18 protein-coding genes are annotated in these 21,089 nt (G+C 62.9%); 12 read left to right on the top strand and 6 right to left on the bottom strand.

Annotation, left to right across the window (positions count from 1 at the left end; genetic code table 11):
• Positions 1-18 precede the first annotated feature (18 nt).
• Both CF161_RS17730 and CF161_RS17725 read left to right on the top strand, forming a co-directional pair.
• Positions 19-360 carry a cupin domain-containing protein gene (locus CF161_RS17730; RefSeq protein WP_020297962.1) on the top strand — a complete coding sequence of 114 codons (342 nt, stop codon included), beginning with the start codon at positions 19-21 and terminating at the stop codon, positions 358-360.
• Positions 361-433: 73 nt separating this feature from the next.
• Positions 434-1,519 (top strand): polyamine ABC transporter substrate-binding protein, encoded by a 1,086-nt coding sequence (locus CF161_RS17725; protein ID WP_043229790.1) that lies wholly within the window; start codon positions 434-436, stop codon positions 1,517-1,519.
• A 162-nt stretch (positions 1,520-1,681) separates the two neighbouring features.
• Here CF161_RS17725 and CF161_RS17720 read toward each other — a convergent pair whose 3' ends face one another.
• The 5 genes from CF161_RS17720 to CF161_RS17700 form a co-directional block, all read right to left on the bottom strand.
• Positions 1,682-2,446, bottom strand: a complete 765-nt coding sequence (locus tag CF161_RS17720) for an SDR family oxidoreductase (RefSeq protein WP_020297960.1) — start codon at positions 2,444-2,446, stop codon at positions 1,682-1,684.
• On the bottom strand, positions 2,443-3,840 hold the full coding sequence (locus tag CF161_RS17715) for an aspartate aminotransferase family protein (protein ID WP_020297959.1): 1,398 nt from the start codon (positions 3,838-3,840) through the stop codon (positions 2,443-2,445). The genes CF161_RS17720 and CF161_RS17715 overlap by 4 nt, the downstream gene beginning before the upstream one ends.
• 25 nt (positions 3,841-3,865) lie before the next feature.
• Positions 3,866-4,687, bottom strand: coding sequence for a molybdenum cofactor biosynthesis F family protein (locus tag CF161_RS17710; RefSeq protein WP_020297958.1), 822 nt, complete (start codon positions 4,685-4,687; stop codon positions 3,866-3,868).
• 81 nt (positions 4,688-4,768) lie between these two features.
• Positions 4,769-5,443, bottom strand: a complete 675-nt coding sequence (locus CF161_RS17705; RefSeq protein WP_020297957.1) for a LuxR C-terminal-related transcriptional regulator — start codon at positions 5,441-5,443, stop codon at positions 4,769-4,771.
• A gap of 86 nt (positions 5,444-5,529) precedes the next feature.
• The gene (locus tag CF161_RS17700) at positions 5,530-6,864 is read right to left on the bottom strand and encodes an aspartate aminotransferase family protein (protein ID WP_020297956.1); all 1,335 of its coding nucleotides are present in this window, start codon (positions 6,862-6,864) and stop codon (positions 5,530-5,532) included.
• A 271-nt stretch (positions 6,865-7,135) separates the two neighbouring features.
• Between CF161_RS17700 and CF161_RS17695 the strand changes: the two genes are divergently transcribed.
• The 4 genes from CF161_RS17695 (at position 7,136) to feaR (ending at position 11,972) form a co-directional block, all read left to right on the top strand.
• Positions 7,136-8,623 (top strand): aldehyde dehydrogenase, encoded by a 1,488-nt coding sequence (locus tag CF161_RS17695; RefSeq protein WP_020297955.1) that lies wholly within the window; start codon positions 7,136-7,138, stop codon positions 8,621-8,623.
• Positions 8,624-8,813: 190 nt separating this feature from the next.
• A complete protein-coding gene (locus tag CF161_RS17690) occupies positions 8,814-10,331 on the top strand; it encodes an APC family permease (RefSeq protein ID WP_020297954.1) in 1,518 nt (505 codons plus the stop codon).
• Positions 10,297-10,884: a DUF3156 family protein gene (locus CF161_RS17685; protein WP_020297953.1), complete on the top strand. Its 588-nt coding sequence runs from the start codon at positions 10,297-10,299 to the stop codon at positions 10,882-10,884. Before CF161_RS17690 ends, CF161_RS17685 begins: the two co-directional genes overlap by 35 nt.
• Positions 10,885-11,033: 149 nt before the next feature.
• Positions 11,034-11,972, top strand: coding sequence for a transcriptional regulator FeaR (gene feaR / locus CF161_RS17680; protein WP_020297952.1), 939 nt, complete (start codon positions 11,034-11,036; stop codon positions 11,970-11,972).
• Between the two features lie 63 nt (positions 11,973-12,035).
• Here feaR and CF161_RS17675 read toward each other — a convergent pair whose 3' ends face one another.
• Complete coding sequence (locus tag CF161_RS17675) at positions 12,036-12,839, bottom strand: helix-turn-helix transcriptional regulator (RefSeq protein ID WP_020297951.1); 804 nt, start codon at positions 12,837-12,839, stop codon at positions 12,036-12,038.
• 214 nt (positions 12,840-13,053) lie between these two features.
• Here CF161_RS17675 and CF161_RS17670 point away from each other — a divergent pair, with 214 nt between their 5' ends.
• From CF161_RS17670 to CF161_RS17645, 6 genes are all read left to right on the top strand, one after another.
• A complete protein-coding gene (locus CF161_RS17670) occupies positions 13,054-14,418 on the top strand; it encodes an APC family permease (RefSeq protein WP_020297950.1) in 1,365 nt (454 codons plus the stop codon).
• 9 nt (positions 14,419-14,427) lie between these two features.
• Positions 14,428-15,528 carry a P1 family peptidase gene (locus CF161_RS17665; RefSeq protein ID WP_020297949.1) on the top strand — a complete coding sequence of 367 codons (1,101 nt, stop codon included), beginning with the start codon at positions 14,428-14,430 and terminating at the stop codon, positions 15,526-15,528.
• A 296-nt stretch (positions 15,529-15,824) separates the two neighbouring features.
• Positions 15,825-17,273, top strand: a complete 1,449-nt coding sequence (locus tag CF161_RS17660; protein WP_020297948.1) for a serralysin family metalloprotease — start codon at positions 15,825-15,827, stop codon at positions 17,271-17,273.
• A gap of 93 nt (positions 17,274-17,366) precedes the next feature.
• Positions 17,367-17,753: an AprI/Inh family metalloprotease inhibitor gene (locus CF161_RS17655; RefSeq protein WP_020297947.1), complete on the top strand. Its 387-nt coding sequence runs from the start codon at positions 17,367-17,369 to the stop codon at positions 17,751-17,753.
• Between the two features lie 218 nt (positions 17,754-17,971).
• A complete protein-coding gene (locus tag CF161_RS17650; RefSeq protein WP_020297946.1) occupies positions 17,972-19,750 on the top strand; it encodes a type I secretion system permease/ATPase in 1,779 nt (592 codons plus the stop codon).
• The gene (locus tag CF161_RS17645) at positions 19,747-21,081 is read left to right on the top strand and encodes an HlyD family type I secretion periplasmic adaptor subunit (RefSeq protein WP_020297945.1); all 1,335 of its coding nucleotides are present in this window, start codon (positions 19,747-19,749) and stop codon (positions 21,079-21,081) included. Before CF161_RS17650 ends, CF161_RS17645 begins: the two co-directional genes overlap by 4 nt.
• The last annotated feature ends 8 nt before the right edge of the window (positions 21,082-21,089 follow it).

Here is a 21,089-nt window from a genome sequence, read left to right as displayed (position 1 = left end):
CAACCCATAGGTAGAACCATGAGCATCACTCAATTCAAGAACACCGCCACGGCTGTCCTCGATCAATCGAACCCGGTCGCCGTGCCCCTGGGCAGCCCGGTCGCCGTCACGTCGGTGACCTGCGTCGAGCGCAACGACGGGGTCGAGACCGGCATCTGGGAGTGCACGCCGGGGCGCTGGCGGCGGCAGATCGTGGCCCAGGAGTTCTGCCACTTTATTCAAGGCCGCTGCACCTTTACCCCGGACAACGGTGAAACCCTGACCATAGAAGCCGGCGACGCACTGATGTTGCCGGCCAACAGCACCGGAATCTGGGATATCCAGGAAACCGTGCGCAAGACCTACGTGTTGATTTTCTGATCCTTTGATCCCTGATCCCTTGATTGCCTGCCAATAAAAATAGCCCATACCCAGGAATCGCCCCATGACCCGCATGACCCCAGCTTCGCTGCTGTTCGCTCCCCTGATGCTTGTCGCTGCACTCGGCCAGGCCGCCGAGACGGTGAAGATCTATAACTGGTCGGACTACATCGCGCCGGACACGATGAAGAACTTCCAGAAGGAAACCGCCATCGGTTTCAGCTACGACGTCTATGACAGCAACGAAACCCTGGACGGCAAGTTGATGACCGGTAAATCCGGGTATGACGTGGTGTTTCCGTCAAACCACTTCATGGCCCGGCAGATCCAGGGTGGCGCCCTGAAAACGCTCGACAAGAGCCAGTTGCCGAACTGGAAGAACCTCAACCCGGTACTGCTCAAGGCCCTGCAAACCAACGACCCGGGCAACGCGCATGGGTTTCCCTACCTATGGGGCAGCACCGGCATCGGCTACAACATCGCCAAGGTCAAGGCGGTGCTGGGCGACAATGCGCCGGTGGACTCCTGGGACCTGATTTTCAAGCCCGAAAACATGCAGAAGTTGCAGAAGTGCGGGGTGGCGATCCTCGATAACGGTCCCGAGTTGCTCCCCGCCGCCTTGAACTACCTTGGGTTGCCTCACCACAGCCAGAACCCGGCGGATTACAAAAAAGCCGAGGAGCTGCTGATGAAAGTGCGGCCTTACATCAGCTACTTCCATTCCTCCAAATACACCAGCGACCTGGCTAACGGTGATATCTGCGTGGCGGTGGGATTCTCCGGCGACATCCTGCAGGCTGAAAGTCGGGCCAAAGAAGCCAAGAATGGCGTGGAAATCGGCTATTCGATTCCCAAGGAAGGCGCAGCCATCTGGTTCGACATGGTGGCGATGCCGGCCGATGCCCCGGATGAGAAGGCGGGTTACGCCTTTATGAACTACCTGCTGCGCCCTGACGTCATGGCCGCTATCAGCAACTACGTGCATTACGCCAACGGTAACCAGCAGGCAGACAGCTTGATCGACCCTGCAATCAAGAACGACACCAAGGTTTATCCGAGCCCGGACATGATGGGCAAACTGTTTGCCCTGGAAGCCATGCCGCTGAACATCGACCGGATCCGTACCCGGCTGTGGAACAAGATCCGCACCGGCAGTTGAGGGCGGCGGGCGAGTTGGGCTGGAGTGCCGAACCTGCCCGTGGATCCTGGCGTCCACGCACGCCTCGGCAGCGGCTACAACCTTAGTAGCCGCTGCTGCAGGCCGCGCTGTCCCTCGGCAGCGCCGTCATAACTCCAGGGTTCGCACCAAGCCCCTCTTGCTTCAGCTCAGTTGCGCATTCTCGGGCAGCAGAGCACCACCATCGACAATCAGGGTTTGCCCGGTGATATAGCCGGCGTTGCGCGATGCCAGAAACAGCATGGCGTAGGCAATGTCCTCGGGGCTGCCCAGGCGTTTGAGCGGGATATGCTCGGCCAGCTCTGGGGAATCACCGAGGTTGGCCATGGCCTGGGTGGCAATCAGGCCGGGCTCGACCCCATTGACCGTGATTCCGTATTCGGCCAGTTCCAGCGCCGCGCTGCGGATAAAGCCGTTGACCCCGGCCTTGGACGCGGCGTAGTGGGCCAGCCCGGGAATCGCCGTGCGTGGGCCGGTCACCGAGGAGGTGATGACGATGCGCGGGTGCTGGGCGAGGCGCAGGGTCGGCAAGGCGGCCTGGGTCAGCCAGAAGCAGCTCTTGAGGTTGACCGCCAGGGTCTGTTCCAGGGTGTCATCGCTCAGGTCGATCAGCTTCTGCATCGGAAACACGCCGGCGTTGTGCAGCAGCAGGTCCAGTCCGCCAAAGGCTTCAAGGGTGGCCTCGACCGCCTGATTGGCCGCGCTGCGACTGCCGAGGTCGACCGTCAGCAACTCGGCCTGGCCCCCGGCCTCGCGTATCAGGCGCAGGGTTTGTTCACCGCTGGCCTGGGAGCGGGTCGCCAGCATGACCTTGGCTCCCTGTGCGGCAAACACCTGGGCAATCGCCCGGCCAATGCCCTGGCCGGCACCGGTGACCAGGGCGATACGTCCTGTCAGGTCCTGGCTCATGAAGCAGCCCCCTGAAGGTTGGTCTGGGCAAGGACCTGGCTCAGGCACTGGTCCAGCAAGCGATTGTGCAGGTCGACGTCCTGCGCGGTGGTGGCCGGGCACATCAGGGCCATGTTGTGAAAGGGCGTCAGCAATACCCCACGGTTCAGCAGGTACAGGTGCAGGTACGCCTCGATCAGTCCATGGCGCGCGTGATGGGCTTCGCCGCCATTGCGCGGTGCGTGGTCCATAAACAGGTATTCGACCCGCGCGCCGATGCGGGTCACATGCCAGGGCAGGCGATGGGTGTCGATGATGCGCTGGACCCCCTCACGCAGCCGCTCGGCCAGCGTGATCATGTGGGCATAGTTGGCCTCTGTCATCACGTCGCTGAAGGTCGCGCGCATGGCGGCCATTTGCAGGGCGTTGCCGGCCAGGGTGCCGCCGAAGCCAAAATGGTTGATTGCCTGCCCCGGCTGGAAATGCGGCAGCACCTGCCAGATCCGCTCGGCCATGGCCTGGCTGCAGCCCCATACCGCAGCGGGAATACCCCCCGCGATGCATTTGCCGAGCACAAAGAAATCCGCCTGCAAGCCGTGTTCGCCGCTGTAACCACCGGGGCCGCAGGAAATGGTGTGGGTTTCATCGATGATCAGTGGCACATCGAAGCGTTGGGTCAGTGCTCGCAGGCCCTCGTGAAAGCCCGGGGCCGGCGGCACCATGCCGACGTTGGTCATGAAGGGTTCGGTCAGTACCGCGGCCACGTCACCCTGGGCCAGGGCGGCTTCGAGGGCGGCCAGGTCATTGAATTCCACCAGACGCGTGGTGGTGGCATGTTTGATTCCGTTGGCGTGCACCCCTTCGCGGGGAATCATCTGTCCGGCGCTATCGAACTCCACCTGGGACTCGTCGACGCTGCCGTGGTAATTGCAGTTGAACACCAGCACCTTTTCGCGGCCGGTGATCATCCGGCACAGGCGCAGGACGAAACGATTGGCGTCGGTGGCCGATGTCGTGACCTGCCAGTAAGGCAGGCCGAAACGGCGCACCAGTTCCTGGCCCACCCACAGGCTATCGGCGGTGGGCAGCATCAGGGTCGAGCCGTGGAGCGCCTGATGGCCAATGGCTTTGGCGACCGCCGGCTGGCTGTGCCCGAACATGGCGCCGGTATCGCCCAGGGCGAAGTCGACATAGGTGTGCCCGTCACAGTCGGTCAGGGTCGCGCCCTGGGCATCGGCGACCAGAATCGGGTACAGCCCCGGCCATTGCTGCATCCAGTGCAGGGGCGCGCCGTACAGCCAATGCTTGAGGTTTTCCTGGTAGTGCTCGCCGGAACGGGGGTGGCGTTCGGCGAATTGTCGCAGCTCGGTTTGGTAGCAACTGGCGACACGTTCGAGATCAAGGCCGAGGGTCATGGGTAAGGCTCCAGTTCAAAGGGGCTTAACGGTATTCGGTGCGGTTGAGCACGCAGGCGAGGGCGCCCACCGGGAAGTTGGCGGCGCTGCTGAAGTCGTCGCCCTGGTAGCCGAAGATCTTGCCGTCGGTCTTGCCGGCTGCCAGGTCAATCAATACCAGGCCCAGGGTCGGGACGATCTTTTCCCGCCAGACAAACAGGTAGAGCTGCTCGGCGACCTTGTAGTAATGGCAGCGGTCGGTATCCGCCAGCCCCTGTTCGACGCCCGCCAGGCACTGCCAGCTGTAGAAGTTCGAGTTCAGGTACACATGCTCATAGGCTTCGGTGGCGCTGTAGATGTACTGGTTGCGCAGGCCAACCAGCTCCAGGGTCGGCGCGTGTCGAGGGGTATCGGCGGTGCAGGGCGAGTCGATGCTGCCATGCAGGAACTGCGCGCTGACCGCCGTCAGCTCCCGGCCGGACAACGCGCGGCTGAACAGGTCGACTGCGGCTTCGGCCTGGGTCGGCATCTGCCCGATCACGGCGGTGAATAGGTTGTGCATCAGGTCCAGCACCAGGCTGACCGAATGGGTCCGGCCGTCTTCCTGCTTGAGAAAATCCACCAGGTAGATGCCCGGCCGGATTGAGCTGGCGCGATAGGGCGCATCGCCACTGGCGCCTTTATCGGCGGTTTGCCAGTGCAGGGTCTCGGCCCCGAAGTGGTGCTCGATCAGCCAGCCGTTGGCGAAGTGCAGCGTGAGGCGACGGCCCTTCAGGTCATCGAGTGCCGGGAGGATGTGATTGTCGCTGGCAAAGCCATCGGCCAGGGCGCCAACGGTGATCCATTCAGGTTGTGTCTGGGTGGTCATGGGCTGGGTCTTGTCGGTTGAGGGAAGGTCTCAATAGTCGTCCCATCGACCCGCGTCGCCCATCAACCGGATGGTTGAGTTCTAGAGGAATAGCGCCTTGACCAGCTCGGTGCGGTTGCCGACAGCGGTTTTGCGAAACAGGTTGATCAGGTGGGTCTTGACGGTCGGCAGGCCTAGGCCCAAGTGCTGGGCGATGGCTTTGTTGCTGGCGCCCTCGCGCAGCAGCCAGGCGATTTCCTGCTCCCTTGGGGTGAGTGCGGCCAGGCGTTGGTCGGATTGGGAGTAGGGCGCCTGGGCGGCGATTTCCAGCAGCCCCTGCAAGGCGTGCAGGGTTGTCAGCTCATCAGGGCTGAAGCGCCCGAGGCTGGCATCACGCAGCAGGGACAAGCCGGCAATCGGACGTTGACTGTCGCTGGCCAGGATCTCCACCACATCGCACACCCCGTTGCGTTGTAAAAAGCCCTGGTAGACCTCGGTCTCGTGGCGGCCCTGCTGGGCCATGCCCATGTGCAGCGACAGCACCGGGCTGCCCGCCGCTGCGCAATTGCGGGGGCGTAACGGGTCGTAGTGGCGGTAGCGTTGCAGGTAAGCGTCGTGCATGTGCGGGGTCATGCGGTGCAGCGAAAAGTGTTGTGCCTGCAGTTGCTCGTCGATGCGATAGAACGCACAGAGGGTGGCCGGCACGACCTGGGTAAATGCCCGGATACAGCGCTGGCCGAGTTCGAGGGCATCGGGCAGGGCGGGTGACTGGCTCATCGATGACTCCCTGGGTTGAGGCAACCACTCAAAGGGACGATAAGGCCCGAGGGGGCCTTATCGAGCGCAGCAATCGCTGGGTAGCGTCAGCGGCGGGCCTGGGACAGGCCCAGTTCCAGGGCATTGACGATGACGTCAATCTGCTCCTGCTGGATCACCAGAGGTGGCGAGAGAATGATCTTGGTCCCCACCGGGCGCACCATGACACCGTTGTCGCGGGCGATCTGTGCCACCTGGTTGGCGTAGCCACTCATGGGGTCGATTGGCTCGCGGGTGGTTTTATCGGCCACCAGGTCGAGGGCGATCATCAGGCCCTTGCCGCGTACTTCGCCGACACTGTCAAAGCGTTCGGCAAAGGGCTGCAGGCGCTTGAGCATGTAGTCGCCCATTTTCGCGGCGTTGGCCGGCAAGTCGTCCTTGACCACGATATCCAGGCAGGCCAGGGCTGCGGCGCAGGCCACCGGGTGCCCGGAGTAGGTGTAGCCGTGCATGATGGCGCCGGTGAAGTTGCTGTTCTTCTCGAACGCCGCTTCGACCCGTTCGTTGACCACAGTGGCGCCCAGGGGGATGTAGCCCGAGGTGATGCCCTTTGCCAGGCACATGATGTCGGGTTTTACGCCCCACAGGCGGCTGCCGAACATCGAGCCGCTGCGGCCGAAACCGGTCACCACTTCGTCGGCGATCAGCAGCACGCCGTACTTGTCACACACCTCGCGGATCAGCGGCCAGTAGTTGGCGGGCGGCACAATGACGCCGCCGGCGCCCTGGATCGGCTCGGCGATAAAGGCCGCGACGGTGTCGGGGCTCTGGAACTGGATTTCCCGTTCGAGAATGTCGGCGCAGATCTTGCCGAGTTCTTCCGGGTCCTGGCTGTAGGGGTTGCGGTACAGCCATGGGGTGTCGACATGGAAGCAGCCCGGCAGCAGCGGCTCGTAGTTGCGGCGGAACACGGTGTTGCCATTGACCGAGGCACCGCCAAAGTGGGTGCCGTGGTAGCCCTGGCGCAGGGAGATGAACTTGGTGCGATCAGCCTGGCCTTCGAGTTTCCAGTACTGGCGGGCCAGCTTCAGGGCGGTTTCGATGGCGTCCGAGCCGCCGCTGCTGAACGCCACGCGGCGCATGCCTTCGGGTTCCAGCAGGTTCATGACCACTCGCGACAGCTCTTCGGCACGGGGGTGGCTGACGCCGTCGAACAACTGGAAATACTCCAGCTCATCCAACTGCGCGGTGATCGCCGCTTTCACTTCCTTGCGGTTGTGGCCGACGTTGACGTTCCACAACCCGGCAACGCCATCCACCAGTTGGTGGCCCTTGTCGTCATACACATAGCAGCCATCGCCACGGACAATACGAATCGGCTCGCGTTGCTTCATTTCGTTGGGGTGCAGCATGGGGTGCCAGAAGCGGCTTTGTTCGCTCACGTTGAGTCTCCTGATAACGCACGGACAGCGTGGGTCTATTAGTGCGTCATTTATACCCCTGGCGCTTGCCTCTGTGTGCCAGGGTTCTTGATCGTCACTGCCAGACTGATGCAAGGCATGACGCCGCGCGCCGCGATCATGGGTGGCTGATGGTGCGGGGCAGCGATGGGCTGGCAGCCAGTGCCAAGTTTCCCGGCAGCCAGGATCAAGACGACGTTCGGCTTTGCGCTCAGAGTCTGTCTCGAACTAGGTCTATTTCCGAGGATTCCAGATGAGCGTTGCCATCGACCCACGTGTCGCAGCATTTATAGACAGTCAGCATGGACTGCTGATTGACGGTCACAGCCAGCCAGCGTTATCCGGTACCCGGATGCCGGTCTTCAACCCCGCGACCGGCGAGGAGCTGACCCGGGTGGCCGCGGCTGCCGCGGCGGATGTCGACCTCGCCGTGGCCGCTGCACGCCGGGCCTTCTGCGGCAGTTGGGCGGCGCAACGCCCGGCCGACCGTGAGCGCCTGCTGCTGAAGCTGGCCGACCTTCTGGAAGCCAATGGCGAACACCTGGCACAGCTCGAAACCCTCAACAACGGCCAGTCGATCCACCTTGCCCGCGCCCTGGAAGTCGGCGCCGCAGCGGAGTTCACCCGCTATATGGCGGGCTGGGCGACCAAGATCGAGGGCAAGAGCCTGGACGTTTCGATCGCTGCGGTGCCCGGCGCCAAGTACCGCGCCTATACGGTGCCGGAGCCGGTGGGGGTGGTGGGGGCCATCGTGCCGTGGAATTTCCCATTGCTGATGGCGATCTGGAAGATCGTTCCGGCATTGGCCTGTGGCTGCACGGTGGTGCTTAAGCCGGCAGACGAAACACCGTTGACGGCCTTGCGCCTGGGGCAGCTGTGCCTGGAGGCGGGCATCCCTGAAGGCGTGGTGAACGTGGTGACCGGTACGGGCGCCGAAGCCGGCGCCGCGTTGGCCGGTCACCCGGGAATCGACAAAGTGGCGTTCACTGGCTCGACCCAGATCGGCAAAGTCATTGGGCATGCCGCAGTCGACAACATGACTCGGTTTTCCCTGGAACTGGGCGGTAAATCCCCGGTGATCGTGCTCGATGATTGCTCTCCCGAGGTGGCGGCCGCCGGCGCTGCGGGGGCCATCTTCTTCAATCAGGGACAGGTGTGTACCGCAGGTTCGCGCCTCTATATCCAGCGCGCAATTTTCGACCAGGTGCTGGAGCGGCTGGCAACCATTGCCGGTGGGCTGAACATTGGCCCGGGGCTGGATGAACAGGCGCAGATCAACCCGCTGATTTCGGCAAAACAGCAAAAACGCGTGCTGGGCATGATCGAGCGCGGTGTGGCCGAAGGCGCGCGGGTGGTCTGCGGTGGCGTTGCCCATGGCGAGCAGGGCTTCTATGTGCGCCCGACGGTGCTGACCGATGTCACTGCCGAGATGCAGGTGGTGCGTGAGGAGATCTTCGGTCCGGTGGTGGTGGCCATCCCGTTCGACAGCCTGGATGAAGTGGTCGAGTTGGCCAACGACAATCAATACGGGCTGGGGGCGAGCATCTGGTCCAACGACCTGGCCAAGGTCATGGCCCTGATTCCGCGAATCAAGGCCGGTACGGTCTGGGTCAATACCCACAACATGCTCGATCCGTCGATGCCGTTTGGCGGTTACAAGCAATCGGGCATCGGTCGCGAGATGGGCCATGCGGCCATTGAGGCGTATACCGAGAACAAGTCGGTGTGCATCGCCTACTGATTGGCTGCTGGCCTCGTCAGGTCGACGATGGAGACGTCGATGGCCCTGTTGCACGACGGTGCCTGCTCGGGTTCTCGAGCCGGTTCCGTTCAAGCTGCGTCAGACAGCAAAGCACTTCGCGCACCTTCGGGTGCGCCCTTGAAATGCCTAAAACAACAAACACCAACGCATGCTTTCGAGGTCCAGAACCATGTCATTCAACGACAAACTCACCCGACACCTGAACCAGGGCGTGGTCGGTTTCCCCACGGCGCTGGCCAGCGCGGTCGGCCTGATCATGGCCAGCCCGGTGATCCTCACCGCCACCACCGGCTTCGGCCTGGGTGGCGGCGCCTTTGCCGTGGCGATGGTGATCGCCATGGTGATGATGCTCGCCCAATCGACCACCTTCGCCGAAGCCGCGTGCCTGCTCCCCACCAACGGTTCGGTGTATGACTACCTGGCCTGTGGCCTGGGACGGTTTTTCGCCATCACCGGGACCATTTCCGCCTACCTGATCGTGCATGTGTTTGCCGGCACGGCGGAAACCATCCTCAGCGGCATCATGGCCCTGGTCAACTTCGAGTCACTCAACACCATGCTCGAGCAAAGCGGCAGCGCCTGGCTGGTCGGGGTCGGGCTGGTGATTTTCTTCGGTTTGCTGAATGCCGTGGGCATCACCGCGTTCAGCCGCGCCGAGGTGATCCTGACCTTCGGCATGTGGACCACCCTGATCATCTTTGGCGTGGTTGGCGTGATCAAGGCGCCGGCAGTGGAGCTCAATGGCTGGTTTGGCGAGTCCATGGTCGGCACCGACCTGCCGACGATCCTGTCACTGGTGGGCATGGCGATGTTCATGTTCGTCGGCTGCGAGTTCGTCACGCCCCTGACCCCGGATGTGCGCAAGGCGGCCAAGACCATTCCCCGAGCTATGGCCCTGGGCCTGGTGGGCGTGGCCACGTGCATGTTCATCTACGGCGCGGCGATGAAACGCCAGGTGGCCAATATTCCCCTGAGCGCAGACGGCAGCGTGCACCTGCTGGATACGCCCATGGCCATCCCGCAGTTCGCCGAGCAGATCATGGGCCCCTTCGGGCGCATCTGGCTGGGTGTGGGCCTGCTGTTCGCCGGCGCTGCGACCATCAATACCCTGATGGCCGGCCTGCCACGGATTCTCTACGGCATGGCCCTGGATGGCGCCTTGCCCAAAGTCTTTACCTACCTGCATCCGCGCTTCAAGACGCCGTTGCTGTGCATTGCCGTGGCGGTCTTGATTCCGTGCCTGCACGCCTGGTGGCTGGGTGGCAGTACCGACAACATCATGCACCTGGTACTGGCGGCGGTTTGCGCCTGGAGTACCGCTTACCTGCTGGTCACGCTGTCGGTGGTGGTGTTGCGCATTCGTCGGCCGGACTTGCCACGGGCCTACAAGTCGCCGTGGTTCCCGCTGCCGCAGATCGTCTCTTCGGTGGGCATCCTGCTGGGCATGTGGTTTATCACCCCGCCGGGGATGAATCCGCGTGATATCTATGTGCCATTTGGCAGCATGCTCGGCCTGACGGCGATCTATGCCCTGGTCTGGACCGTGTTTGTGCAAAAGGTCAATCCATTCCGCCCGGTGCCGGTGGAAGAGGTACTGGAGAAAGCGTTCAACCTGCAATCAGAGGTGCACAACGCGCCGGGAGCGATGCCTGATGAACAGTTCAAGCTGGCGGCAAAACCTCTCTGATTTCTGGGACCGGCCGCCTTCCGGCTATCGCCCCGGCGTTACCCTGGGGCAACTGCGGCGCGATCTCGCGGGCCTGGAGTGTGCGGTCGCAAGCCCGACTCGGGCGCAATTCAGCACGGGCGACCTGGAGTTCGAAGTGGAGGAGCGGGCCCAGGCCCAGTTGCTGATGCACATCGTGGTGTGCGAGTTCGTGCTGCGGGTGCCCAGCCAGCAGACCGAGGCGGCGAAAATCGTGCTGCGCCACACCGGGGCGATCCGTCGCCAGGGTGTGGCTGCGCGGCTGAGTGAGGGTTCTGCGCAAGCGATGGCGCCGCTATTGGCGCGCTTGCACGCCGATGCGCCCTTGCTCGCCGCGTTGCTGCCCCTGGACTTCAAGCGCCTGGAACTGCAACGCGACGCGCAGGGCTGGCAGGTACGCCTGGAGCATTTCGGTGCCAGTGAAGTAGTCAATCGCCTGCCCGGGTTTCGTCGCTACATCCGTCTGACCCAGGAGCAGCGCGCCGCGTTGCTGGCCACCTTCACCCGGTTGTACAGCCTTCTAGGAGAGTTCTGACGTCCATAACCGTCTTTGCTGGCATACGCCGTGCTTAAGCCATAACAAACTATCCATCGTGCCAAGGCGCCTTGCCTGGCAAATAGATAACATGTTAATGATATCGCCATAACAACAAAGGCGGTCTCAACCGGCTTCTGGAGGTGCACATGCTTGCTTCGCATAGTTTCGGTTCCTGGGTCGGCGCGCTGCAGGGTGTGTGCGGTCGTTTTGACGCACGCCCGGCGCTGAACTCGGCGTTGTTTATCGGAGAGGTCGGGCTGCTGGATTACGCAGGCCTGGAAGTCGCGCAGATCCGCACCAATGCCGGGCTGATCTCGCGCAAGAGCACCAGTGTCGATCAGGACGACGACCGCCACTGCTTCCTGATCATGCAGCGCAGCGGCCATGCCCAGTTGCGCCAGGGCGGCGAGACCATCGAGCTGGCGCCCGGCGACATGGCGTTGCTGGACTCGGCCGGCGCCTGTGAAATCGTGCCCCACGGCCTGATTGAGCACTCTTCGTTCCACCTGTCCCGGGATGAGGTGTACCGCCATCTTCCGGCCCATCAGCGCAAGTTCGGCAAGCTGTCGCAGAACTGCGCCAGCGGCCGGCTGATGCGCATGCTGGTGGAGCAGATTTGCGCCGGCGAGCTGCAAGGCTGCGCCGCCCAGCAGGAGGGCGAGGCGTTGCAGGAAGCCTTGATCGCCTTGCTCGGCCCCACGCTGCGCCAGGCCAACAGCCACAGTCTGGACGGTTACGACAGCCTGCATGGGGGCAGCCTGTGCAGCCAGGCACAGCAATTGATCCGGCAGTCGCTGAACGAACCCAATCTGAGCCCGGTGTCCCTGGCCAATCAGATGAATATCTCCGTGCGCCAGTTGTACCGCCTGTTTGAGGAGCAGGGTGACAGCGTCTGCCGATTCATCCAGCGTTCGCGGCTCAATCGCAGCGCCGCCGACCTCAGCAACCCGCGGCTGCGCAATGAGTCGATCACCGATATCGCCTTTAAGTGGGGCTTTACCGATTCGGCGCATTTCAGCCGCACCTTCAAAAAGCACTTTGACCAGTCACCACGGGATTACCGCGCCCATTCGTTGAACGGCTAGGCGCGGTTCCCGGCACCAGGTCGATCTCTGGCCCGTGCCTGCTGTTGCGGAAAACCCCTGGCTTCAGGGGTTTTCCAGGTCATGCCCCAGGGATTGGATAAACAGCGAAAACAGCTCGGGTTGGGAAGATATATCGAGCTTGGCGTACAGGTGACGCCGGTGAACCTTGATGGTGTCCGGGGAGATTTTAAGGCGCTCGGCCATGGCCTTGGAGGAAAAACCGCGCAGGATCAGGCGCGCGATTTCCAGCTCCCGGTCCGACAACACCCCACAACCGAAATGGCTCAGCGCATCACGGATCTGGCTGGCCATTTCCTCGGCGGGCGCGGGCAGGGCGCGCACCGCGCTTTGCTGCCAGTGCTGCTGCATCAGCGGCAGGACCCAGGCGGAAAAAGTGGTCAATTGGCCGACTTCTTCGGCGCTGAACAGCCGTTGCATGCCCAGGGACAACGACAGGGTGCCGCCCTCGGGGATCTGCAGGATCAACTGCAGCTCGTCTTCGAGCACGTTGTCGTGGAAGTAGTTGAGGAAGTATTCGCTCTGGCGAAAGTGATCGGGGGCGACTTCCTCCAGGCGGTACAGGCCGCTGGGATAACCCTCGCGACAGGCCTGGAAAAACGGGTCCAGCAGGTACAAGCCATTGAGGTAGCTGAGCATCGATGCCGGCTTGCTCGTGGGCTCGGCGTCGTATTCCTCCAGGGCCTGGGGCAGGCCATCCCGGGGGTAGAAAATCGCCAGGGCGTTATCGAACGGCGAGGCCTGGTGCAGCAGCAGGATCAGCTGCTTCCAGAAGCGAGGCGTGCCGATCTGCGTCAGGGTACGGCCCAGCGCGGCATGCATGCCGACTTCGCGGAACAGAGTGCTCAAATACGTGGCTCCACTTCAGGGTGTGCGGTGATGGGCGTCGGTGCAGGGTTTCGGGCATTTGCGCCACGGCGTCAAGGGGGAGTACTCCAATAGGGGAATTGGTCGGGTTGCCCCGGCGCTCTAGAGTAGCGTCCATCAAGTGCGGCCCAGAACGCACCCAGCCGATTTATTTTCGTTTCTGCCTCAGACCAAAAATAACCACGAGGATAACGATATGAGCTCTCCCGCTGCGCCCGACGGCGCACTGAAACCTACCCTGAGTGTGTTCGATGTGGTGGCCATTACCGTGTCCGGTGTGACCCCCGCCAGTTCCGTGTTCGTGATTGCGCCCTTTGCCATCCATCAGGCCGGCAGCGGGGTGTTCCTGGCTTTCGTGATGGCCGGGTTGCTGGCCCTGATGTTCGCCTTTTGCTACGCCGAACTGGGCCGCGCCCACAACAGCGCCGGCGGCGAGTACGTGTATGCCAAGCGGGTGTTCGGCGGCATGGCCGGTTACGCGACCTTTCTCACGGTGCTGGTGATGTTGCTGTTTATCCCGCCGGTGCTGGCCACCGGTGCCGCCACCTACCTGAACAATGCCCTGGGCACCCAGTACGACTCCCAGACCGTCGCCCTGGTCATCGTGGTCTGCAGTTACTTGCTGGGCATCCTCAATATCAAACTCAACGCCTGGATCACCGGGACCTGCCTGTTGCTGGAGATTGCCGCGTTGCTGGTGATCGTGTGCCTGGGCTTTGGTAACGCCACGCAACCCTTGAGCATCCTGGTGCACCCGCAAATCGTCGAAAACGGCGTCTTGCACCTGGCGCCCTGGGCCCTGGTGATCGGTGCCGTGGGCATTGGCCTGTTTTCCTACAATGGTTACGGTCCGGCGGTGCTGCTGGCCGAAGACATGAAATGCCAGGGCCGTGGCGTGCACAAGGCAGTGCTGTGGTCCCTGGTGCTGGTGGTGATCATTGAGCTGGTGCCGCTCACCGCGCTGTTGATCGGTGCGCCGTCCCTCACTGCGATGCTCGCCAGCCCCGACCCGATTGGCTATCTGCTGACCAGCCATGGCAATGAAACCCTGTCACGGGTGGTCAGTGCCGGGATCTTCCTTTCGGTGTTCAACGCCATTGTCGCCATCGTGATCCAGATTGGCCGGGTGGTGTTCAGCAGCGGCCGCGATGCGCTCTGGACCCCGAGCATCAATCGCCTGTTCACCCGTATCCATCCGCGCTGGGACTCGCCGTGGATGGCCACGCTGTTCCTGGCGGTGCCCTCGGCGATTCTCAGTTTCAGCTCCAACCTGGCGGACCTGACGTCATTCAGCGTGTTGCTGATCATGCTGGTGTACCTGATCGTGGCCCTGTGCGCCTTGCTCAGCCGGGTGCTGCTGCGCGATCGCGAGCATCCGTACCGCATGCCGCTGTGGCCGCTGCCGGCGTTGCTGGCGGTACTGGGCGCCGGTTACTTGCTGGTCAGTCTGTTTCTTGAAGCGTCGCTCAGGGACATCATGGTGATCATCGGCCTGCTGGCACTGTCGGTGATTCTGTATGGCACCAACGGTCGGTTCAGCCCGGCCTTTCAAAAACTGTAAGGAGTGGTTATGCGCGCACGTCAATTGGGGATCAGCCTGGGCCTGGGCACACCCGGCCCGTTCAATGCGATCACCGATGTACCGGGGGTGCGGGTCGGTCACAGCACGCTCAAGACCGAGATCGACGGCAAGCAGGTGCGCAGTGGCGTGACCTTGATCCAGCCGCGAGCCGGTCATGCTCGCCAGCAACCCTGTTTCGCCGGCTGCCACGTGCTCAATGGCAACGGTGACGCCACCGGGCTTGAGTGGATCCGCGAGGCCGGGCTGCTGGCGACGCCGCTGGCGATCACCAATACCCACAGCGTCGGCGTGGTCCGCGATGCCCTGATTGCCGCCGAGCGCGACAGCCTGGCGGACCCGGCGGTGTACTGGTGCATGCCGGTGGTGATGGAAACCTACGACGGCCTGCTCAACGATATCTGGGGCCAGCATATAGGCCCGCAACACCTGCGCGAGGCCCTGGCCCTGGCCGAATCGGGGCCGGTGGCAGAGGGCGCGGTGGGTGGTGGCACCGGGATGATCTGCCACGAGTTCAAGGGGGGTATCGGCACCGCTTCACGGCGGCTGCCGGCGGAGCAGGGTGGCTTTACCGTGGGTGCACTGGTGCAGGCCAACCATGGCAAGCGCCAGGAGCTGCGGGTCGACGGTTACCCGGTGGGGCGCCATTTGATGGGCATCGCTTCACCTTTCGACGAGGGCGGCACCCCGGGCATGGGGTCGATCGTGGTGATCCTGGCCACCGACGCGCCCTTGCTGCCCCATCAGTGCCAACGCCTGGCGCAGCGTGCGTCGATCGGCATCGCGCGCACCGGGGGCGGCACTGAAGATTCCAGTGGCGATATCTTCCTGGCCTTCGCCACCGGCAATCAGGACCTGCCCGCCGCCGACTATGGGCGCAAGGACCTGCCCCTGAGCACGCCGCTGGCCATGCTCAACAACGATCACATTTCCCCCTTGTTCAGCGCAGCGGCGGAAGCGGTGGAAGAGGCGATCATCAATGCCTTGCTGGCGGGAGAGCCGATGACCACCCGCAGTGGCACCCTGGTGCCGGCGCTGCATGCGCAAACCCTGCTGGAGGCATTGCAACGCAGCGGCTGGAAAGCAACTTGATGCAACTCTCAAGTTGCCGGTGGCGGCTCTAATTAGTGCCAGTTATTTAATTATTAAATTGTCGATTGTCGGACAATTAGTTGTCGGGGCGGATTTTAAGAATAATCTTTTACCGGCCCGATCATTATTTGCGGGAGTTTGTCTGGACAGAAAAGTTTGACGCCAAAAAAGTACTAGACGCCTTGTTTAAAATTGTGTCAGTTTTCTTGCGCCTGCATTGGGCGAGTGATAGGACGATCTCGCCAGGGATTGTTGCTATCGAAAAAAACTGCTCCATTGATTACAAGGAAGTGTTCATGTCGAAAGTACAAGACAACGCTATTGCTGCTGCCGAACAAGCCCTGCTGCCATTGGCTGCTGCAAGTTCGGCGTATAACCAGATCAATAGCTTCAGCCATCAATATGACCGTGGCGGTAACTTGACGGTCAATGGCAAACCCTCCTACACGGTCGATCAGGCCGCAACCCAGTTGCTGCGCGATGGCGCCGCCTACCAGGACCTCAACGGCAGCGGCAAGATCGAGCTGACCTACACCTTCCTGACGTCGGCGTCCTCGAGCACGCTGTACAAGCACGGGATCTCCGGGTTCAGTCAGTTCAGCGCCCAGCAAAAGGCCCAGGCCGCGCTGGCCATGCAGTCCTGGTCGGACGTGGCGAATGTCACCTTCACTGAAAAGGCCTCCGGGGGCGATGGTCACATGACCTTCGGCAATTACAGCGGCGGCCAGGATGGTGCGGCGGCCTTCGCCTACCTGCCGGGGACCGGTGCCGGTTATGACGGCACCTCCTGGTACCTGACCAACAGCAGCTACACCCAGAACAAGAACCCGGAGCTGAACAACTACGGCCGTCAGACCCTGACTCACGAAATCGGCCACACCCTGGGCCTGGCGCACCCCGGCGACTACAACGCGGGCAACGGCAACCCGTCCTACAGCGACGCGACCTATGGCCAGGACACCCGTGGCTACAGCGTCATGAGCTACTGGAGTGAAAGCAATACCAACCAGAACTTCAGCAAGGGCGGGGTCGAAGCCTACTCGTCCGGCCCACTGATGGACGATATTGCCGCGATCCAGAAGCTCTACGGCGCCAACACCAGCACCCGTGCGGGCGACACCACCTACGGCTTCAACTCCAACACCGGGCGTGATTTTCTCAGCGCCACTTCGGCGTCGGACAAGCTGGTGTTCTCGGTCTGGGACGGGGGCGGCAACGACACCCTGGACTTCTCCGGTTTCACCCAGAACCAGAAGATCAACCTCAATGACGCCTCGTTCTCCGACGTTGGCGGCCTGGTGGGCAACGTCTCCATCGCTAAGGGCGTCAGTGTCGAAAACGCCATTGGCGGTTCGGGCAATGACCTGCTGATCGGTAACAACGGGGCCAACGAGCTGCGTGGCGGTGCCGGCAACGACATCCTCTACGGCGCCGGTGGCGCGGACAAACTCTGGGGGGGTGCCGGTTCCGACACCTTCGTGTTTGCCGCCAGTTCCGACTCCAAGCCGGGTGCGGCCGACCAGATCATGGATTTTGTCAGCGGCCTGGACAAAATTGACCTGACGGGCATCACCAAAGGCGCTGGCCTGCACTTCGTCAACGCCTTCACCGGTGCGGCCGGCGACGCAGTGCTCAGCACCTCGGGGGGCATCAGCACCCTGTCGGTGGACTTCTCCGGGCACGGCGTGGCGGACTTCCTGGTCAGCACCGTGGGCCAGGCGGCAGTCAGCGATATCGTTGCCTAAATGAGCTGCAAGGAGGGGGGCGCGAAAGCGTCGCCCTCTGTGGTTGCAATGGCCGGGCGCCTGAGTGAGGCTAGCCCGCGGATGGAGCCCCCGATGACCCGCAACGCCTTGATCTGCAAGCCCCGCGTGTGGCTGTTCACGACGCTGATGATGTTTTTTGGAGATGTAACCATGGCAAGCAGCCTGAGATTGGCCGACCCCTCTGAACTGGCCGGAAAGTGGCAATTGCAACAGCCGGCGCAACCGGCGCAGCAATGTGCCCTTGAACTGTTGCCCAACGGCACCCTCGGGGCGGGCGCCGACTGCCTGACCCAATGGCTGGGGGCGACCGCCATCGGCTGGTTTCCCGAGCCCGACGGCATCGCCATCACCGGCGCCGAAGGCTCGAAGATCATCTTCCTGAGTCGACACAAAGAGGGGCTTTATCAAAGCACCTTGAGTTCCGGACTGGTGATCGTACTGCAGCGCGCAGGGCACTAGCCTTAGTTAAAAAGAGCCCACGTCAATGGCGCAAGTCATACAAGGCTGTCAGCCATTGACCATTGACTGCTAAATAAGGACAACACTGACTCGTCTACAAGTAGAGCCTGTTGTTGTATGCCCGCTTTATATATAAACAGCGCCCGTATTGCGTCGGGCGATGCATGTCTTCCTGCGCCGCAAGGTTCAGGTTATTAGTTCAGGGAAGATCAACAAAGATGGCGAAGACCACTCAAGCCGCGCCCTTATTCAAGGCACTCGGTGATTACAAGGGTATTCTGATCAGCGTCGGGTGTTTCACGGCGTTGATCAATGTACTGATGCTGGTGCCATCGATTTACATGCTCCAGGTTTATGACCGGGTTCTCACTTCGCAGAACCAGACCACCTTGCTGATGCTGACCCTGATGGTGGTTGGCTTTTTTGCGTTTATCGGCCTGCTTGAAGTGCTGCGCAGCTTTATCGTGATTCGCATCGGCAGCCAGTTGGAGCGGCGCTTCAACCTGCAGGTCTATCAGGCGGCGTTCGAACGCAACCTGGCGCGTGGTGAAGGCCACGCCGGCCAGTCCCTGGGCGATTTGACCCAGATTCGCCAGTTCGTCACTGGCCCGGCGCTGTTCGCTTTCTTCGATGCCCCCTGGTTTCCTGTCTACTTGCTGGTGATCTTCCTGTTCAACACCTGGCTTGGCGTGCTGGCTTCGGCCGGGGCCGTGCTGCTGATCGGTCTGGCCTGCCTCAATGAAGCCCTGACCCGGCAACCCCTGGGCCAGGCCAGCGGTTACTCCCAACGTTCCACGCAACTGGCCAGCAGCCATTTGCACAACGCCGAAACCATCCAGGCCATGGGCATGCTCGGGGCATTGCGCAAGTGCTGGTTCGAGGTGCACTCGCGGTTTCTCGGGTTGCAGAACCAGGCCAGCGATACGGGCGCGGTCATCAGTTCCCTGAGCAAGACCTTGCGCCTGTGCCTGCAATCGTTGGTGCTGGGGCTGGGGGCGTTGCTGGTGATCAAGGGCGACATGAGCGCGGGGATGATGATCGCCGGCTCGATCCTGATGGGGCGCGTACTGAGCCCCATCGATCAACTGATTGCGGTGTGGAAACAGTGGAGCACGGCCAAGCTGGCATACCAGCGCCTGGACGCGCTGCTGCAGGAGTTCGGCACCCGCCAGAGCGCCATGGCGCTGCCGGCGCCCAAGGGCCAGGTCAGCTTCGAGCAGGTCAGCGCCGGGCCACCGGGCCGGCGCCTGGCGACCCTGCAACAGGTCAGCTTCAGCCTGGGGGCCGGCGAGGTGCTGGGGGTGCTTGGCGCCTCGGGTTCCGGCAAGTCGACCCTGGCCCGGGTGCTGGTCGGGGTGTGGCCGACACTGGCGGGCACGGTGCGCCTGGACGGCGCCGATATCCATCGCTGGGACCGGGAGCAACTGGGCCCCTATATCGGCTACTTGCCCCAGGACATCGAACTGTTCAGCGGCAGCATCGCCGACAACATCGCGCGCTTTCGCGAGGCCGACCCGCAGCAAGTGGTGGCGGCGGCGCAGCAGGCCGGGGTGCACGAGATGATCCTGCGTCTGCCCCAAGGCTACGACACGCTGCTGGGGGATGAGGGCAGCGGCCTGTCCGGTGGCCAGAAACAACGGGTGGCCCTGGCCCGAGCGCTGTACGGCAAGCCGAGCCTGGTGGTGCTCGACGAGCCCAATTCCAACCTCGACACCGTGGGCGAAAGCGCCCTGGCCGCCGCCATCGCCCAGATGAAGGCCCAGGGCACCAGCGTGGTGCTGGTGACCCATCGTTCCTCGGCCCTGGCCCAAGCCGACAAGTTGCTGGTGCTCAACGAAGGGCGCTTGCAGGCCTTTGGCCCGAGCCAGGAAGTGCTCAAGGCCCTGGCCGGTGCCCAGGAAGCGGCCCGTGCGCCCAACCCCGCGCCGGCCGCGACCCCGGCCGGCTTGAGCATGAGCCGGCAATACCATGCGCCGAACCGGAGTAACGGCCCATGAGCCAGGACCAGCAGATGATCAATGACAACACCTACACAGCGCCGCGCCCGGAGCGCGACGCGCGGTTTTTTGCGCGCCTGGGCTGGGCCCTGGCGTTGTTCGGCGCCGGCAGCTTTTTTGCCTGGGCGGCCCTGGCGCCGCTGGACCAGGGGATCCCGGTGCAGGGCACGGTGGTGGTGTCGGGCAAGCGCAAGGCAGTGCAATCGATGAGCGGCGGGGTGGTCAGCCGGATTCTGGTGCGTGAGGGGGAAGCGGTGCGCCAGGGCCAGCCGCTGTTTCGCCTGGACCAGACCCAGATCGGCGCCGATGTGCAGTCGCTGCAAGCCCAGTACCGCATGGCCTGGGCCAGCGTGGCGCGCTGGCAGAGCGAGCGCGACAACCTCAAGCAGGTCGACTTCCCGCCGCAGTTGAGCGGCGATGCCGACCCGCGCCTGGCCCTGGTGCTGGAAGGCCAGCGGCAATTGTTCAGCAGCCGGCGCGAGGCGTTCTCCCGTGAGCAGGCGGCCATCGGCGCCAATATCGAAGGCGCCAGCGCGCAACTGGCCGGCATGCGCCGCGCCCGCAACGACCTGAACAACCAGGCCGACTCCCTGCGCCAGCAACTGGGCAACCTGCAACCTTTGGCCGACAACGGCTATATCCCGCGCAATCGCTTGCTGGAGTACCAGCGCCAACTGTCGCAAGTGCAGCAGGAACTGGCACAGAACAGCGGCGAAAGCGGCCGCGTGGAGCAGGGCATCCGCGAGTCGCGACTCAAGTTGCAGCAGCACGCCGAGGAGTACCAGAAGGAGGTCCGCAGCCAGTTGGCCGATGCCCAGCTCAAGAGCCTGACCCTGGAGCAGCAACTGGCCTCGGCCGGGTTTGACCTGCAGCACAGCGAAATCGTCGCCCCGTCCGCTGGCATCGCGGTCAACCTCGGGGTGCACACCGAAGGCGCGGTGGTGCGTGCCGGCGAAACCCTGCTGGAAATCGTGCCCCAGGGCACGCGGCTGGAGGTGGAAGGGCGCTTGCCGGTGAACCTGGTGGACAAGGTCGGCAGCCATTTGCCGGTGGACATCCTGTTCACCGCCTTCAACCAGAGCCGCACGCCCCGGGTGCCGGGGGAGGTCAGCCTGATTTCCGCCGACCAGATGCTCGATGAGAAAACCGGCGTGCCCTATTACGTGCTGCGCAGCAGCGTCAGCGACCAGGCGCTGGAAGCGCTCAATGGCCTGGTGATCAAACCCGGCATGCCGGCCGAGATGTTCGTGCGCACCGGCGAGCGTTCACTGCTCAATTACCTGTTTAAGCCACTGCTCGACCGGGCTGGTTCCGCGTTGACCGAAGAATAAGGAGGTTG

It is taken from the genome of Pseudomonas sp. CF161 (assembly GCF_000416215.1).
Lineage (GTDB): Bacteria > Pseudomonadota > Gammaproteobacteria > Pseudomonadales > Pseudomonadaceae > Aquipseudomonas.
The sequence above is the reverse complement of the archived record's forward strand: the minus strand, read 5'-3'. Positions and strand labels throughout refer to the sequence as shown.